Consider the following 12,477-nt stretch of genomic DNA (forward strand, 5'->3'; position numbering starts at 1 on the left):
TTAAACCTTACTTAGAGTAAAGCTCGACGATCAATTGTTCGTTGATGTCAGCTGATAGATCAGAACGTTCAGGCATACGCTTGAATGTACCTTCCATCTTGCCACCATCTACTTCAATCCAAGTTGGTTTTTCGCGTTGTTCAGCAACTTCTAGAGCAGCTTTAATACGAGATTGCTGTTTAGCTTTCTCGCGGATAGAAACAACGTCGTTAGCCGCAACTTTGAAAGAAGGAACGTTTACAACTTTACCGTTAACTAGGATAGCTTTGTGGCTAACTAGCTGACGTGCTTCTGCGCGAGTTGCGCCAAAGCCCATGCGGTAAACTACGTTATCTAGACGACCTTCTAGAAGCTGAAGTAGGTTCTCACCAGTGTTACCTTTTAGGCGAGCTGCTTCTTTGTAGTAGTTACGGAATTGCTTTTCAAGCACGCCGTACATACGACGAACTTTTTGCTTCTCACGAAGCTGAACGCCATACTCAGATAGACGACCGCGACGAGCGCCGTGTACACCTGGTGCGTTATCGATTTTACACTTGGTATCAATCGCACGAACGCCTGACTTAAGGAACAAGTCAGTACCTTCGCGGCGGCTAAGCTTAAGCTTAGGACCCAAATATCTTGCCATGATCTTTCTCCAATGTTCCTAGAAACGTTATACGCGACGTTTCTTAGGTGGACGACAACCGTTATGAGGGATTGGTGTCGCATCAACGATGTTTGTGATACGGAAACCAGCAGCGTTCAGTGCGCGAACAGTAGATTCACGACCTGGACCAGGACCCTTAACCATAACTTCCAAGTTCTTTAGGCCGTATTCTTTAGCCATTTCAGCACAACGTTCAGCAGCAACCTGTGCAGCGAACGGAGTTGACTTACGAGAACCACGGAAACCTGAACCACCTGCAGTTGCCCATGCTAGAGCGTTACCTTGACGGTCAGTAATGGTTACGATTGTATTGTTGAAAGATGCGTGGATATGCGCTACGCCATCAGCAACTTGTTTGCGTACGCGTTTACGTGCGCGAGTTGGTTGTTTTGCCATTGTACTCTACCCTTCCCGACTATTTCTTGATCGGCTTGCGCGGACCCTTACGAGTACGTGCGTTGGTTTTAGTACGCTGTCCACGTAGTGGTAGACTGCGACGATGACGAAGACCACGGTAACAGCCAAGGTCCATAAGACGCTTGATGTTCATGGATACTTCACGACGTAGATCACCCTCTACAGTGTACTTAGCTACACCATCACGCAGTTGATTGATCTGCTCTTCAGTTAGTTCACTGATCTTAACATCTTCAGCAATACCCACTTCAGCTAGGATAGCTTGAGAGCGAGTTTTGCCAATACCGTAGATTGATGTTAATGCAATTACGGCATGTTTTTGATCAGGAATGTTAATGCCTGCTATACGGGCCACTATTCACTCCTAGGTACTCTATTAAAGAATTATCCGCAGCAGAGCCCGTTGAGGATACGCTGCGGTATACTACTTCTTTTGCACGCAAAAGGTAGGCCGAGGAATATACTCGACACTACCTTATTTTTCAAGTAAAAATTTCTGCTAATTAGCCTTGGCGCTGCTTGTGCTTAGGCTCACTGCAAATAACGCGAACGACACCGTTACGTTTGATAATTTTGCAGTTACGGCAGATTTTTTTAACGGAAGCACGAACTTTCATTGCTAAACTCCGTAAATGTAATCAGAACTGTCAGACCGGATTAACGGCCATAACCTTTCAGATTAGCCTTTTTCAACACAGACTCATATTGATGAGACATCATATGTGTCTGTACCTGTGCCATAAAGTCCATGATAACAACCACTACGATAAGTAGTGATGTCCCGCCAAAGTAGAATCTTACGTTCCACGCTGACATCATGAACTGAGGGATCAGACAGATAAAGGTAATGTATAACGCGCCAGCCAATGTCAGGCGGGTCATTACTTTATCAATATATTTGGCTGTCTGCTCACCTGGGCGGATACCGGGTACGAACGCACCTGACTTCTTAAGATTATCAGCCGTTTCTCTTGGGTTGAAAACCAACGCCGTATAGAAGAAACAGAAGAAGATAATCGCTACCGCATAAAGTATTACGTAAAGAGGTTGTCCAGGGCTTAACGCCAATGAAACATCGGTTAACCAACTAAACGCTGGGTTACCACTCTTACCAAACCACTGTGCCAGGGTACCTGGGAACAGGATGATACTTGATGCAAAGATAGCAGGAATTACACCAGCCATATTAATTTTTAATGGCAAGTGAGTGCTTTGAGCAGCAAATACTTTACGACCTTGTTGACGCTTAGCGTAGTTAACGACGATACGGCGCTGACCACGTTCCATGAAAACAACGAAGTAAATTACTGCAAAAGCAATTACTGCAATCAATAATAGCAGAAGTACGTGCAGTTCACCTTGACGCGCTTGCTCGATAGTTTGTCCGATTGCTTTTGGCAATCCAGCAACGATACCTGCAAAAATAAGTAACGAAATACCGTTACCAATTCCTCGCTCTGTAATTTGTTCACCTAACCACATTAGGAACATGGTGCCGGTTACTAAACTTACGGTGGCAATTAGCGTAAACATGGTTTGATCGATAACGACCAGATTAGGGACCATGTTTGGTAGGCCAGTTGCGATACCAATAGCTTGGAAAATTGCAAGTACAAGCGTGCCGTAGCGCGTATATTGGCTTATCTTACGACGGCCTGCTTCACCCTCTTTCTTGAGCTCAGCTAACGCTGGATGAACTACAGTCAGCAATTGGACAACAATAGATGCCGAAATATACGGCATGATGCCCAATGCGAATATAGATGCACGCGAAAGTGCACCACCAGAGAACATGTTGAACATCTCAATGATGGTGCCTTTTTGCTGTTCGAACAAATCGGCGAGTACAGCAGCATCAATACCAGGGATCGGCACAAAAGAGCCTGCTCGGAATACTAAAAGTGCACCAATTACGAATAATAAGCGCGACTTCAATTCACTTAAGCCGCCTTGAGCACTACGAAAATCATTTCCTGGTTTCTTAGCCATCTGTACCTCAATCCTCGAGATTACGCCTCGATTTTACCGCCCGCAGCTTCGATAGCAGCTTTAGCGCCTTTAGTCACGCGTAGACCTTTTACAGTCACTGCTTTGTTGATCTCGCCAGAAAGAACAACTTTAACGTTTTCGATGTTTTTAGCGACAACGTTAGCTGCTTTCAAAGTGTTTAGATCAACTACGTCACCTGTTACTTTCGCTAGCTCAGCTAGACGAACTTCAGCAGACACTAGGCTCTTACGAGAAGTGAAACCGAATTTAGGTAGACGTTGTTTCAATGGCATTTGACCGCCTTCAAAACCTGGACGTACTTTACCGCCAGAACGTGACTTTTGACCTTTGTGGCCACGGCCACCAGTTTTACCAAGGCCAGAACCGATACCACGACCTAAACGCTTCTTAGAAGGTTTAGAACCCGCAGCCGGTGATAGAGTATTCAAGTGCATTCTGATTACTCCTCAACTTTAACCATGTATTGAACTTGATTGATCATACCACGTACACATGGAGTATCTTCTAGTTCAACAGTATGGCGGATACGACGAAGGCCTAAACCACGCAAAGTAGCTTTATGCTTAGGTAGGCGACCAATTGAGCTTTTAGTTTGAGTTACTTTAATAGTTGCCATGGTGTTCTTACTCCGAAATAGATTCAACAGTCAGACCACGTTTAGCAGCAACCATTTCAGGTGACTTCACACTACCCAGTGCATCGATCGTTGCACGAACGATGTTGATTGGGTTAGTTGAACCGTACGCCTTAGACAGTACGTTGTGTACACCAGCAACTTCTAGTACTGCACGCATCGCACCACCTGCGATAACACCAGTACCTTCTGCAGCAGGCTGCATGTAAACTTTAGAGCCCGAATGGCGACCTTTCACTGGGTGGTGAAGTGTGCCTTCGTTTAGCGCGATAGTAGTCATGTTACGACGCGCTTTTTCCATTGCTTTTTGAATCGCTGCAGGTACTTCACGAGCTTTGCCGTAACCGAAACCTACACGACCATTACCGTCACCAACTACTGTTAGTGCAGTGAAGCTCATGATTCGACCGCCTTTAACCGTTTTAGAAACACGGTTAACTGCGATTAATTTTTCTTGCAAATCATTCGCTTGAACTTGTTGTTCTTTAGCCATCTTCCAACCCTACCTTAGAATTTCAGACCAGCTTCGCGAGCAGAATCTGCTAGCGCCGCTACTCGACCGTGGTATTGGAAACCAGAACGATCAAATGCAACTGCACTTACGCCTTTTTCAAGCGCACGCTCAGCAATAGCTTTACCTACTGCTTTTGCAGCATCGATGTTACCGGTGTTTGTAACCTGCTCACGGATCGCTTTTTCTACAGTAGAAGCTGCTGCGATAACCTCAGAGCCGTTAGCTGCAATCACCTGTGCGTACACGTGACGAGGAGTACGGTGTACTACTAGGCGAGTTGCACCCAGTTCTGCAATCTTACGACGTGCGCGAGTGGCACGACGGATGCGAGATGCTTTCTTATCCATAGCGTTACCTTACTTCTTCTTAGCTTCTTTAGTACGCACATTTTCATCTGCGTAACGAACACCTTTACCTTTGTAAGGTTCAGGTTCACGGTAAGAACGAATATCTGCCGCAACTTGACCAACTAGTTGTTTGTCACAACCAGTTACGATAATGTCAGTTTGAGTCGGACATTCTGCCTTAATACCTGCTGGCAGTTCATGCTCAACAGGGTGAGAGAAGCCAAGAGTTAGAGCTACAGCGTTGCCTTTAACAGCAGCACGGTAACCAACGCCTTTCAGAGTCAGCTTCTTAGTGAAGCCTTCTGTAACGCCTACAACCATGTTGTTAACTAGTGCACGTGCAGTACCTGCTTGTGCCCATGCGTTAGCAACACCTTCGCGTGGACCGAAAGTAAGGTGGTTGTCTTCTTGCGCGATAACAACAGCGTTGTTAAGTTCGCGAGTAAGTTCACCTTTTGCACCTTTAACGGTGATCTCTTGGCCGTTTAATTTCACCTCTACGCCAGCTGGAATAGCGACAGGTGCTTTAGCAACACGAGACATATCCTACTCCTTATTACGCTACGTAACAGATGATTTCACCGCCAAGACCCGCTTTGCGAGCAGCGCGGTCTGACATCAGACCCTTGGAAGTGGAAACAACAGCAACACCCAAACCGCCCATCACAGATGGTAGCGAGTCTTTGTTTTTGTAGACACGCAGACCAGGACGTGAAACACGTTGGATTTGCTCAATTACAGGTTTAGCTTGGAAGTACTTAAGAGTAACTTCTAGCTCAGGTTTTGCTTCGCCTTCAACAGCGAAGTCAACGATGTAACCTTCAGCTTTAAGTAGTGCAGCAATTGCAACTTTAAGCTTTGAAGAAGGCATTTTAACAGCAACTTTGTTTGCTGCCTGACCGTTACGAATACGGGTCAGCATATCCGAAATCGGATCTTGCATGCTCATAAACTTTACTCCAAATGATTAAGTGGCAATTACCAGCTAGCCTTACGAAGTCCAGGAATCTCGCCTTTCATGCAAGCTTCACGAACTTTAATACGGCTTAGACCGAATTTACGTAGGTAACCGTGTGGACGACCAGTTTGGTTGCAACGGTTGCGCTGACGTGATGCACTTGAATCACGTGGAAGTGATTGCAGTTTAAGAACTGCGTTCCAACGATCTTCTTCAGATGCGTTTACATCGCTGATGATAGCTTTTAGCGCTGAACGCTTTTCTGCGTACTGAGCTGCAAGCTTCGCACGTTTTACTTCACGTGCTTTCATTGATTGTTTAGCCATAACAGTAACCCTTCACCTTACTTACGGAATGGGAAGTTAAAGGCAGCCAGCAGAGCACGGCCTTCCTCATCGGTACCAGCAGTCGTAGTGATAGTAATATCAAGACCGCGTACACGATCGACTTTATCGTAGTCGATTTCCGGGAAAATGATTTGCTCGCGAACGCCCATGCTGTAGTTACCGCGTCCATCAAAAGATTTAGCGCTAACACCACGGAAGTCACGTACACGTGGTAGAGCGATTGCGATTAAACGCTCTAGAAAATCCCACATGCGTTCGCCACGCAAGGTTACTTTACAACCAATTGGGTAGCCTTCACGAATTTTGAAACCTGCAACAGATTTACGAGCTTTAGTAATCAATGGTTTTTGACCAGAGATTGTAGCCATATCAGATGCTGCGTTTTCTAGTAGTTTCTTATCGTTGATTGCTTCACCAACGCCCATATTGAGGGTGATTTTCTCAATTCTAGGGACTTGCATGACGCTTGTGTAGCTGAACTCTTTGGTCAGTTCAGCGACTACAGACGACTTGTAGTAATCATGCAGTTTCGCCATAGTAGAACTCCAAATTACTTAATTGTTTCGCCGTTAGACTTGAAGAAACGCACTTTTTTGCCTTCTTCAAAACGGAAACCGATACGGTCCGCTTTACCAGTTGCTGCGTTGAATACAGCCACGTTAGATGCATCAATTGCTGCTTCTAACTCAACGATACCACCTTGGGTACCTAGAGCAGGAACAGGTTTTTGATGTTTCTTAACTAGGTTGATACCTTCAACGATAACTTTACCAGTTGCGAGAACCTTAGTTACTTTACCTTTCTTGCCTTTATCTTTACCAGCAAGAACGATTACTTCGTCGTTACGACGGATTTTAGCTGCCATTGTTTGCCGCTCCTTACAGAACTTCTGGAGCCAGTGATACGATCTTCATGAATTTCGCGTTACGAAGTTCACGAGTCACTGGACCAAAGATACGTGTACCGATAGGTTGCTCACTGGTATTGTTTAACAGTACGCAAGCGTTACGGTCGAAGCGAATGACAGAACCGTCTGGACGACGTACGCCTTTACGGGTGCGAACTACCACTGCCTTAAGAACATCACCTTTTTTAACTTTACCGCGAGGAATTGCTTCCTTAACGGTAACTTTGATGATGTCGCCCACATGAGCGTAACGGCGGTGAGAGCCACCCAGAACCTTAATACACATTACGCTGCGAGCGCCTGAGTTATCAGCTGCGTCCAGCATACTTTGCATTTGGATCATGTTAGTGCTCCGCTAAATATAAAAAAACTAGACCCTCTCGGGTCGGGCTGCCTCTTTAAAAGGGACGCGAATTGTACCACCCTTTTTTTCGAAAAGGTAGTCAAAAAACAAGCGGCCCCAAAAAATTCTTGGAGCCGCTTGTCGTTTATAGAAAAAGGAAAATTAGATTTTCGCTTTTTCTAAAACTTTTACCAAAGTCCAAGACTTAGTCTTAGACAGTGGACGACACTCTTGAATTTCAACTACGTCGCCTTGGCCACATTCGTTGTTTTCATCGTGTGCGTGTACTTTAGTGGTGCGTTTAACGAACTTGCCGTAAATTGGGTGTTTTACGAAACGTTCGATAGCAACAACGATAGACTTGTCCATTTTGTTGCTAAGTACGCGACCCTGTTGGGTACGAATCTTGTCGCTCATTATGCGCCTGCCTTCTCAGTCAAAACAGTTTTCACACGTGCGATATCACGGCGTACAGCTTTAAGAGTATGAGTTTGTTGCAGCTGACCAGTTGCAGCTTGCATACGCAAGTTGAACTGTTCTTTCAACAAATTCAAAAGCTCAGCATTTAGCTCTTCAACGCTTTTTTCGCGTAGATCTAGTGCTTTCATCACATCACCTGCTTGGTTACAAATGTAGTCTTGAATGGCAGTTTACGAGCCGCTAGGCGGAACGCTTCACGAGCCAATTCTTCAGGTACACCATCAACTTCGTACATAACCTTACCAGGTTGGATTTGGGCTACCCAGTACTCAACGTTACCTTTACCCTTACCTTGACGAACTTCAAGTGGTTTTTCTGTGATAGGTTTGTCTGGGAACACACGGATCCAGATTTTACCTTGACGCTTAATGTGACGAGTCATAGCACGACGAGCCGCTTCGATTTGACGAGCAGTTAGACGACCACGGCCTACGGCTTTTAAACCGAAGCTACCGAATGATACTTCAGTACCTTTAGCTAGACCACGGTTACGACCTGTGTGAACCTTACGGAATTTAGTACGTTTAGGTTGTAGCATCTGTCGACTCCTTACTTACGGCCTTTACGCTGCTTCTTAGGCTTATCACTCTTAGGCTCTACGGTTTCAGTTGGCATACCACCAAGGATTTCACCTTTGAAGATCCAAACTTTAACGCCGATAACGCCGTATTGAGTGTGAGCAGAAGAAGTTGCGTAATCAATGTCTGCACGTAGAGTGTGTAGAGGCACACGGCCTTCACGGTACCACTCAGAACGTGCGATTTCAGCGCCGCCTAGACGACCACTTACTTCAACTTTGATACCTTTAGCGCCTAGACGCATAGCGTTTTGTACCGCGCGCTTCATAGCACGACGGAACATAACACGGCGTTCTAGTTGAGACGCGATGCTATCAGCCACTAGTTGACCGTCTAGCTCAGGCTTACGTACTTCAGCGATGTTGATTTGCGCTGGTACACCTGAAATTTTAGCTACAGCTGCGCGTAGCTTTTCTACGTCTTCACCTTTCTTACCGATTACAACGCCTGGACGAGCAGTGTGAATAGTCACACGGATGCTCTTAGCAGGACGCTCGATAACGATGCGTGAAACTGACGCTTTTACCAATTCCTTAGTTAGGAATTGACGTACCTTGAAGTCGCCGTCTAGGTTGTCAGCGAAATCTTTGGTATTAGCAAACCATGTAGCATTCCAAGGCTTAACGATGCCTAGACGAATACCATTAGGATGTACTTTCTGACCCATTGCTTACTCTCCTAGTCTCTTAGCGATCTGCGACAACCACAGTAATGTGGCTTGAACGCTTCAAGATACGATCCGCACGGCCTTTAGCACGAGGCATAATACGCTTCATGACAGGGCCCTCATCTACGAAGATTTTAGCGACACGTAGATCGTCAATGTCAGCACCTTCGTTGTGTTCCGCGTTAGCGATAGCTGACTCAAGAACTTTTTTCACTAGATCAGCAGCTTTTTTGTTGCTGAAAGTTAGCGTTTCAAGAGCTTGGTCTACTTTCTTACCACGGATAAGATCTGCAACTAAGCGAGCTTTCTGAGGAGAAATGCGAGCAAAGTTATGTTTAGCAATAGCTTCCATCATCTACTCCTTATTTCTTCTTAGCTTTCTTATCCGCAGCGTGACCGCGGTAAGTACGTGTAGGCGCGAATTCGCCCAGTTTGTGACCGATCATCTCGTCAGTTACGAAAACTGGAACGTGTTGACGACCATTATGGACAGCGATGGTCAAACCGATCATTGTAGGAATGATCATTGAACGACGGGACCAAGTCTTAATAGGCTTTTTGTCTCCGCTTTCCACCGCTTTCTCTACCTTCTTCAGCAAGTGTAGGTCAATAAATGGACCTTTCTTGAGAGAACGTGGCATGGCTTATCCTCTTTAATAGATTACTTATTACGACGATGTACGATGTACTTGTCAGTGCGTTTGTTCTTACGAGTTTTGTAACCTTTAGTTGGTACGCCCCATGGAGATACAGGGTGACGACCACCAGAAGTACGACCCTCACCACCACCGTGTGGGTGATCAACCGGGTTCATTACAACACCACGTACAGTTGGGCGGATACCGCGCCAACGGCTTGCACCAGCTTTACCTAGTTCACGCAACATGTGCTCGTGGTTGCCCACTTCACCAACAGTTGCACGACCTTCAGATAGAACTTTACGCATTTCGCCAGAACGTAGACGGATAGTAACGTATGCACCATCGCGAGCGATGATTTGAACGTAAGCACCAGCAGAACGTGCAATTTGAGCACCTTTACCAGGTTTTAGTTCAACGTTATGTACAGTTGTACCTACAGGGATGTTGCGCATTGGCAAAGCGTTACCCGCTTTGATTGGTGCATCAACACCAGACTGGATTGAATCACCAGCTTGGATGCCTTTAGGTGCAATGATGTAACGACGTTCGCCGTCTGCGTATAGTACTAGAGCGATGTTCGCGCTGCGGTTTGGATCGTATTCGATACGTTCAACTTTTGCAGGGATACCATCTTTAGTACGTTTGAAGTCAATCACACGGTAGTGTTGTTTATGACCGCCACCGATGTGACGAACAGTAATACGACCGTTGTTGTTACGACCACCGTTCTTAGAGTTTTTCTCTAGAAGAGGTGCGTAAGGCTTACCTTTGTATAGGTCAGCGTTAACGATTTTAACAACGTGACGACGACCAGCCGAAGTCGGCTTACATTTAACAATAGCCATTTTTCAACTACTCCTGTTATTCCGCGCCGCCAACGAAGTCAAGATCTTGACCATCTTTCAAAGTAACGTACGCTTTCTTAACGTCGCTACGGCGACCTTGGCGAATACCTTGACGTTTGGTTTTACCCTTAGTGATAAGAGTATTTACAGACTTAACTTCAACTTCAAATAGCTTTTCTACAGCTGCTTTGATCTCTTTTTTAGTTGCATCGATTGCTACTTTGAAAACGATAGTATTCGCTTTCTCTGCAGCCATAGTTGCTTTTTCAGAGATGTGCGGAGCACGTAGAACTTTTAGTAGACGCTCTTGCTTAATCATCCTAGCATCTCCTCAACTTGCTTAACTGCAGCAGCAGTCATTACAACTTTGTCGAACGCGATTAGGCTTACTGGATCGATACCAGTTACGTCACGTACGTCAACTTTGTATAGGTTACGAGCTGCTAAGAATAGGTTCTCGTCTACTTCACCAGTAACGATAAGTGCATCGTTAAGCTCAAGTTCTTTAAGCTTAGCTACTAGCGCTTTAGTTTTTGGTGCTTCTACTGAGAATTCTTCAACAACGATTAGACGCTCTTGACGAACTAGCTCAGAAAGAATTGCTTTCATAGCACCACGGTACATTTTTTTGTTTACTTTTTGGCTGTGATCTTGTGGTTTCGCAGCAAAAGTAACACCACCTGTACGCCAGATTGGGCTACGGATTGTACCAGCACGAGCACGGCCAGTACCTTTTTGACGCCATGGCTTAGCGCCACCGCCAGAAACTTCTGAACGTGTCTTTTGAGCACGAGTACCTTGACGAGCACCTGCTGCGTATGCAACAACTACTTGGTGTACAAGAGCTTCGTTGAACTCACGTCCGAAAGTAGTTTCGGAAACAGTTAGTGCGTTAGCACCTTTAACCATCAATTCCATTACTTACTCCTAGACGTTATGCTTTAACAGCTGGTTTGACGATCACGTTACCGCCAGTTGAGCCAGGGACTGCACCTTTGATAAGAAGCAGATTGCGCTCAGCGTCAACACGTACGATCTCTAGGTTTTGAGTCGTTACACGCTCAGCACCCATGTGACCTGCCATTTTCTTGCCTTTGAACACGCGACCTGGAGTCTGACATTGACCGATAGAACCAGGAGCACGGTGAGACAAAGAGTTACCGTGAGTCATATCTTGGGTACGGAAGTTCCAACGCTTAACAGCGCCTTGGAAACCTTTACCTTTAGATGTACCAGTAACGTCTACTTTTTTAACTTCGTTGAAAAGTTCTACAGTAAGTTCAGAACCTACAGTGAACTCTTCGCCGTTTTCTAAACGGAATTCCCAAAGACCGCGACCAGCTTCAACACCTGCTTTCGCAAAGTGACCAGCTTCAGGCTTAGTAACGCGGTTAGCTTTCTTAGCACCAGCAGTGATTTGGATTGCTGAGTAACCGTCAGTTTCAAGAGATTTAACTTGAGTTACACGGTTCGCTTCAACTTCCACAACTGTTACTGGGATAGAAACGCCTTCTTCAGTAAATACGCGGGTCATACCCACTTTACGTCCGACTAGACCAATCATTCTTCTAATCTCCCTTAACCTAGGCTGATTTGAACATCAACACCAGCAGCAAGATCTAGACGCATCAGTGCATCAACAGTCTTGTCAGTTGGTTCAACGATGTCGATCAGACGCTTGTGAGTACGAATTTCGTACTGGTCACGTGCATCTTTGTTTACGTGTGGAGAGATAAGAACAGTGAAACGCTCTTTACGAGTAGGTAGTGGGATAGGACCACGAACCTGTGCGCCGGTACGTTTAGCTGTTTCAACGATTTCCGCAGTAGAAGCGTCGATTAGTTTGTAATCGAATGCTTTTAGGCGGATACGGATGCGTTGGTTCTGCATGAGACAGAGCTCCAATAATTAAAAATTACACAAACAATATCGCCACTCTGACTCGCATAGGGCGAGAGAATGCCGATTGATTTATGTGAAACCGTAGTGTCCTAATTGGACACATTGTCAGCTAATTAAAATTGATCATATCGACCAAAAATTATTAACTGCGAACATAAGCAGAGTATACATTACCTTACAAATCATCAGATTTGCACGCTCCTCGCCGCTCATTGGTTCACAACTGACTTAAGTCAGT

Annotated in this window: 26 protein-coding genes; all 26 read right to left on the bottom strand. The window is 45.5% G+C overall.

The annotated features are described in order from the left end of the window. Window positions 1–7: 7 nt before the first annotated feature. A complete protein-coding gene (gene rpsD, locus JCM16456_RS13750; RefSeq protein ID WP_014230671.1) occupies window positions 8–628 on the bottom strand; it encodes a 30S ribosomal protein S4 in 621 nt (206 codons plus the stop codon). A gap of 27 nt (window positions 629–655) precedes the next feature. Next, complete coding sequence (rpsK, locus tag JCM16456_RS13755; RefSeq protein WP_001118870.1) at window positions 656–1,045, bottom strand: 30S ribosomal protein S11; 390 nt, start codon at window positions 1,043–1,045, stop codon at window positions 656–658. 19 nt (window positions 1,046–1,064) lie between these two features. Next, window positions 1,065–1,421 (bottom strand): 30S ribosomal protein S13, encoded by a 357-nt coding sequence (gene rpsM, locus JCM16456_RS13760; RefSeq protein ID WP_068715282.1) that lies wholly within the window; start codon window positions 1,419–1,421, stop codon window positions 1,065–1,067. Between the two features lie 148 nt (window positions 1,422–1,569). Further along, complete coding sequence (gene rpmJ / locus JCM16456_RS13765; RefSeq protein WP_039969906.1) at window positions 1,570–1,683, bottom strand: 50S ribosomal protein L36; 114 nt, start codon at window positions 1,681–1,683, stop codon at window positions 1,570–1,572. 40 nt (window positions 1,684–1,723) lie between these two features. Further along, window positions 1,724–3,055 carry a preprotein translocase subunit SecY gene (gene secY, locus JCM16456_RS13770; protein WP_068715284.1) on the bottom strand — a complete coding sequence of 444 codons (1,332 nt, stop codon included), beginning with the start codon at window positions 3,053–3,055 and terminating at the stop codon, window positions 1,724–1,726. Between the two features lie 20 nt (window positions 3,056–3,075). Further along, window positions 3,076–3,510, bottom strand: coding sequence for a 50S ribosomal protein L15 (rplO, locus tag JCM16456_RS13775; RefSeq protein WP_068715286.1), 435 nt, complete (start codon window positions 3,508–3,510; stop codon window positions 3,076–3,078). Window positions 3,511–3,515: 5 nt separating this feature from the next. Next, window positions 3,516–3,692: a 50S ribosomal protein L30 gene (gene rpmD / locus JCM16456_RS13780; RefSeq protein WP_068715288.1), complete on the bottom strand. Its 177-nt coding sequence runs from the start codon at window positions 3,690–3,692 to the stop codon at window positions 3,516–3,518. Between the two features lie 7 nt (window positions 3,693–3,699). After that, a complete protein-coding gene (rpsE, locus tag JCM16456_RS13785; RefSeq protein ID WP_005597103.1) occupies window positions 3,700–4,203 on the bottom strand; it encodes a 30S ribosomal protein S5 in 504 nt (167 codons plus the stop codon). A gap of 14 nt (window positions 4,204–4,217) precedes the next feature. Further along, window positions 4,218–4,571: a 50S ribosomal protein L18 gene (gene rplR, locus JCM16456_RS13790; RefSeq protein ID WP_068715289.1), complete on the bottom strand. Its 354-nt coding sequence runs from the start codon at window positions 4,569–4,571 to the stop codon at window positions 4,218–4,220. Between the two features lie 9 nt (window positions 4,572–4,580). Next, entirely contained in the window at window positions 4,581–5,114 is a 534-nt protein-coding gene (gene rplF / locus JCM16456_RS13795; protein WP_068715291.1) for a 50S ribosomal protein L6, read from the bottom strand. Between the two features lie 13 nt (window positions 5,115–5,127). Beyond that, on the bottom strand, window positions 5,128–5,520 hold the full coding sequence (gene rpsH, locus JCM16456_RS13800) for a 30S ribosomal protein S8 (RefSeq protein WP_068715293.1): 393 nt from the start codon (window positions 5,518–5,520) through the stop codon (window positions 5,128–5,130). Between the two features lie 29 nt (window positions 5,521–5,549). Further along, entirely contained in the window at window positions 5,550–5,855 is a 306-nt protein-coding gene (gene rpsN, locus JCM16456_RS13805; RefSeq protein ID WP_068715295.1) for a 30S ribosomal protein S14, read from the bottom strand. Window positions 5,856–5,872: 17 nt separating this feature from the next. Then, window positions 5,873–6,412: a 50S ribosomal protein L5 gene (gene rplE / locus JCM16456_RS13810; RefSeq protein ID WP_068715297.1), complete on the bottom strand. Its 540-nt coding sequence runs from the start codon at window positions 6,410–6,412 to the stop codon at window positions 5,873–5,875. A 14-nt stretch (window positions 6,413–6,426) separates the two neighbouring features. After that, entirely contained in the window at window positions 6,427–6,741 is a 315-nt protein-coding gene (gene rplX / locus JCM16456_RS13815; RefSeq protein WP_068715299.1) for a 50S ribosomal protein L24, read from the bottom strand. A gap of 13 nt (window positions 6,742–6,754) precedes the next feature. Beyond that, window positions 6,755–7,126, bottom strand: coding sequence for a 50S ribosomal protein L14 (gene rplN / locus JCM16456_RS13820; RefSeq protein ID WP_068715301.1), 372 nt, complete (start codon window positions 7,124–7,126; stop codon window positions 6,755–6,757). 162 nt (window positions 7,127–7,288) lie between these two features. Further along, window positions 7,289–7,543, bottom strand: coding sequence for a 30S ribosomal protein S17 (rpsQ, locus tag JCM16456_RS13825; protein WP_068715304.1), 255 nt, complete (start codon window positions 7,541–7,543; stop codon window positions 7,289–7,291). Continuing rightward, window positions 7,543–7,734, bottom strand: coding sequence for a 50S ribosomal protein L29 (gene rpmC, locus JCM16456_RS13830; RefSeq protein ID WP_004728606.1), 192 nt, complete (start codon window positions 7,732–7,734; stop codon window positions 7,543–7,545). The genes rpsQ and rpmC overlap by 1 nt, the downstream gene beginning before the upstream one ends. Beyond that, on the bottom strand, window positions 7,734–8,144 hold the full coding sequence (rplP, locus tag JCM16456_RS13835; protein WP_004728605.1) for a 50S ribosomal protein L16: 411 nt from the start codon (window positions 8,142–8,144) through the stop codon (window positions 7,734–7,736). The genes rpmC and rplP overlap by 1 nt, the downstream gene beginning before the upstream one ends. Before the next feature lie 11 nt (window positions 8,145–8,155). Then, on the bottom strand, window positions 8,156–8,851 hold the full coding sequence (rpsC, locus tag JCM16456_RS13840; RefSeq protein WP_068715306.1) for a 30S ribosomal protein S3: 696 nt from the start codon (window positions 8,849–8,851) through the stop codon (window positions 8,156–8,158). Between the two features lie 19 nt (window positions 8,852–8,870). Beyond that, entirely contained in the window at window positions 8,871–9,203 is a 333-nt protein-coding gene (gene rplV / locus JCM16456_RS13845; protein WP_068715308.1) for a 50S ribosomal protein L22, read from the bottom strand. 10 nt (window positions 9,204–9,213) lie between these two features. After that, window positions 9,214–9,492, bottom strand: coding sequence for a 30S ribosomal protein S19 (rpsS, locus tag JCM16456_RS13850; RefSeq protein WP_001138114.1), 279 nt, complete (start codon window positions 9,490–9,492; stop codon window positions 9,214–9,216). Between the two features lie 20 nt (window positions 9,493–9,512). Beyond that, on the bottom strand, window positions 9,513–10,337 hold the full coding sequence (gene rplB, locus JCM16456_RS13855) for a 50S ribosomal protein L2 (RefSeq protein WP_068715310.1): 825 nt from the start codon (window positions 10,335–10,337) through the stop codon (window positions 9,513–9,515). 16 nt (window positions 10,338–10,353) lie between these two features. Next, the gene (rplW, locus tag JCM16456_RS13860; RefSeq protein WP_068715312.1) at window positions 10,354–10,656 is read right to left on the bottom strand and encodes a 50S ribosomal protein L23; all 303 of its coding nucleotides are present in this window, start codon (window positions 10,654–10,656) and stop codon (window positions 10,354–10,356) included. Beyond that, on the bottom strand, window positions 10,653–11,255 hold the full coding sequence (gene rplD / locus JCM16456_RS13865; RefSeq protein WP_068715314.1) for a 50S ribosomal protein L4: 603 nt from the start codon (window positions 11,253–11,255) through the stop codon (window positions 10,653–10,655). Before rplD ends, rplW begins: the two co-directional genes overlap by 4 nt. Before the next feature lie 16 nt (window positions 11,256–11,271). Further along, complete coding sequence (gene rplC, locus JCM16456_RS13870; protein ID WP_068715316.1) at window positions 11,272–11,901, bottom strand: 50S ribosomal protein L3; 630 nt, start codon at window positions 11,899–11,901, stop codon at window positions 11,272–11,274. Between the two features lie 14 nt (window positions 11,902–11,915). Next, the gene (gene rpsJ / locus JCM16456_RS13875) at window positions 11,916–12,227 is read right to left on the bottom strand and encodes a 30S ribosomal protein S10 (protein WP_001181007.1); all 312 of its coding nucleotides are present in this window, start codon (window positions 12,225–12,227) and stop codon (window positions 11,916–11,918) included. Window positions 12,228–12,477 lie beyond the last annotated feature (250 nt).

The organism is Vibrio tritonius (genome assembly GCF_001547935.1).
GTDB classification, from domain to species: domain Bacteria; phylum Pseudomonadota; class Gammaproteobacteria; order Enterobacterales; family Vibrionaceae; genus Vibrio; species Vibrio tritonius.

Coding starts and splice junctions, on each gene's coding strand:
- rpsD (WP_014230671.1), bottom strand. CDS start 628: ATGGCAAGATATTTGGGTCCTAAGCTTAAGCTTAGCCGCCGCGAAGGT.
- rpsK (WP_001118870.1), bottom strand. CDS start 1,045: ATGGCAAAACAACCAACTCGCGCACGTAAACGCGTACGCAAACAAGTT.
- rpmJ (WP_039969906.1), bottom strand. CDS start 1,683: ATGAAAGTTCGTGCTTCCGTTAAAAAAATCTGCCGTAACTGCAAAATT.
- secY (WP_068715284.1), bottom strand. CDS start 3,055: ATGGCTAAGAAACCAGGAAATGATTTTCGTAGTGCTCAAGGCGGCTTA.
- rplO (WP_068715286.1), bottom strand. CDS start 3,510: ATGCACTTGAATACTCTATCACCGGCTGCGGGTTCTAAACCTTCTAAG.
- rpmD (WP_068715288.1), bottom strand. CDS start 3,692: ATGGCAACTATTAAAGTAACTCAAACTAAAAGCTCAATTGGTCGCCTA.
- rpsE (WP_005597103.1), bottom strand. CDS start 4,203: ATGGCTAAAGAACAACAAGTTCAAGCGAATGATTTGCAAGAAAAATTA.
- rplR (WP_068715289.1), bottom strand. CDS start 4,571: ATGGATAAGAAAGCATCTCGCATCCGTCGTGCCACTCGCGCACGTCGT.
- rplF (WP_068715291.1), bottom strand. CDS start 5,114: ATGTCTCGTGTTGCTAAAGCACCTGTCGCTATTCCAGCTGGCGTAGAG.
- rpsH (WP_068715293.1), bottom strand. CDS start 5,520: ATGAGCATGCAAGATCCGATTTCGGATATGCTGACCCGTATTCGTAAC.
- rpsN (WP_068715295.1), bottom strand. CDS start 5,855: ATGGCTAAACAATCAATGAAAGCACGTGAAGTAAAACGTGCGAAGCTT.
- rplE (WP_068715297.1), bottom strand. CDS start 6,412: ATGGCGAAACTGCATGATTACTACAAGTCGTCTGTAGTCGCTGAACTG.
- rplX (WP_068715299.1), bottom strand. CDS start 6,741: ATGGCAGCTAAAATCCGTCGTAACGACGAAGTAATCGTTCTTGCTGGT.
- rplN (WP_068715301.1), bottom strand. CDS start 7,126: ATGATCCAAATGCAAAGTATGCTGGACGCAGCTGATAACTCAGGCGCT.
- rpsQ (WP_068715304.1), bottom strand. CDS start 7,543: ATGAGCGACAAGATTCGTACCCAACAGGGTCGCGTACTTAGCAACAAA.
- rpmC (WP_004728606.1), bottom strand. CDS start 7,734: ATGAAAGCACTAGATCTACGCGAAAAAAGCGTTGAAGAGCTAAATGCT.
- rplP (WP_004728605.1), bottom strand. CDS start 8,144: ATGCTACAACCTAAACGTACTAAATTCCGTAAGGTTCACACAGGTCGT.
- rpsC (WP_068715306.1), bottom strand. CDS start 8,851: ATGGGTCAGAAAGTACATCCTAATGGTATTCGTCTAGGCATCGTTAAG.
- rplV (WP_068715308.1), bottom strand. CDS start 9,203: ATGGAAGCTATTGCTAAACATAACTTTGCTCGCATTTCTCCTCAGAAA.
- rpsS (WP_001138114.1), bottom strand. CDS start 9,492: ATGCCACGTTCTCTCAAGAAAGGTCCATTTATTGACCTACACTTGCTG.
- rplB (WP_068715310.1), bottom strand. CDS start 10,337: ATGGCTATTGTTAAATGTAAGCCGACTTCGGCTGGTCGTCGTCACGTT.
- rplW (WP_068715312.1), bottom strand. CDS start 10,656: ATGATTAAGCAAGAGCGTCTACTAAAAGTTCTACGTGCTCCGCACATC.
- rplD (WP_068715314.1), bottom strand. CDS start 11,255: ATGGAATTGATGGTTAAAGGTGCTAACGCACTAACTGTTTCCGAAACT.
- rplC (WP_068715316.1), bottom strand. CDS start 11,901: ATGATTGGTCTAGTCGGACGTAAAGTGGGTATGACCCGCGTATTTACT.
- rpsJ (WP_001181007.1), bottom strand. CDS start 12,227: ATGCAGAACCAACGCATCCGTATCCGCCTAAAAGCATTCGATTACAAA.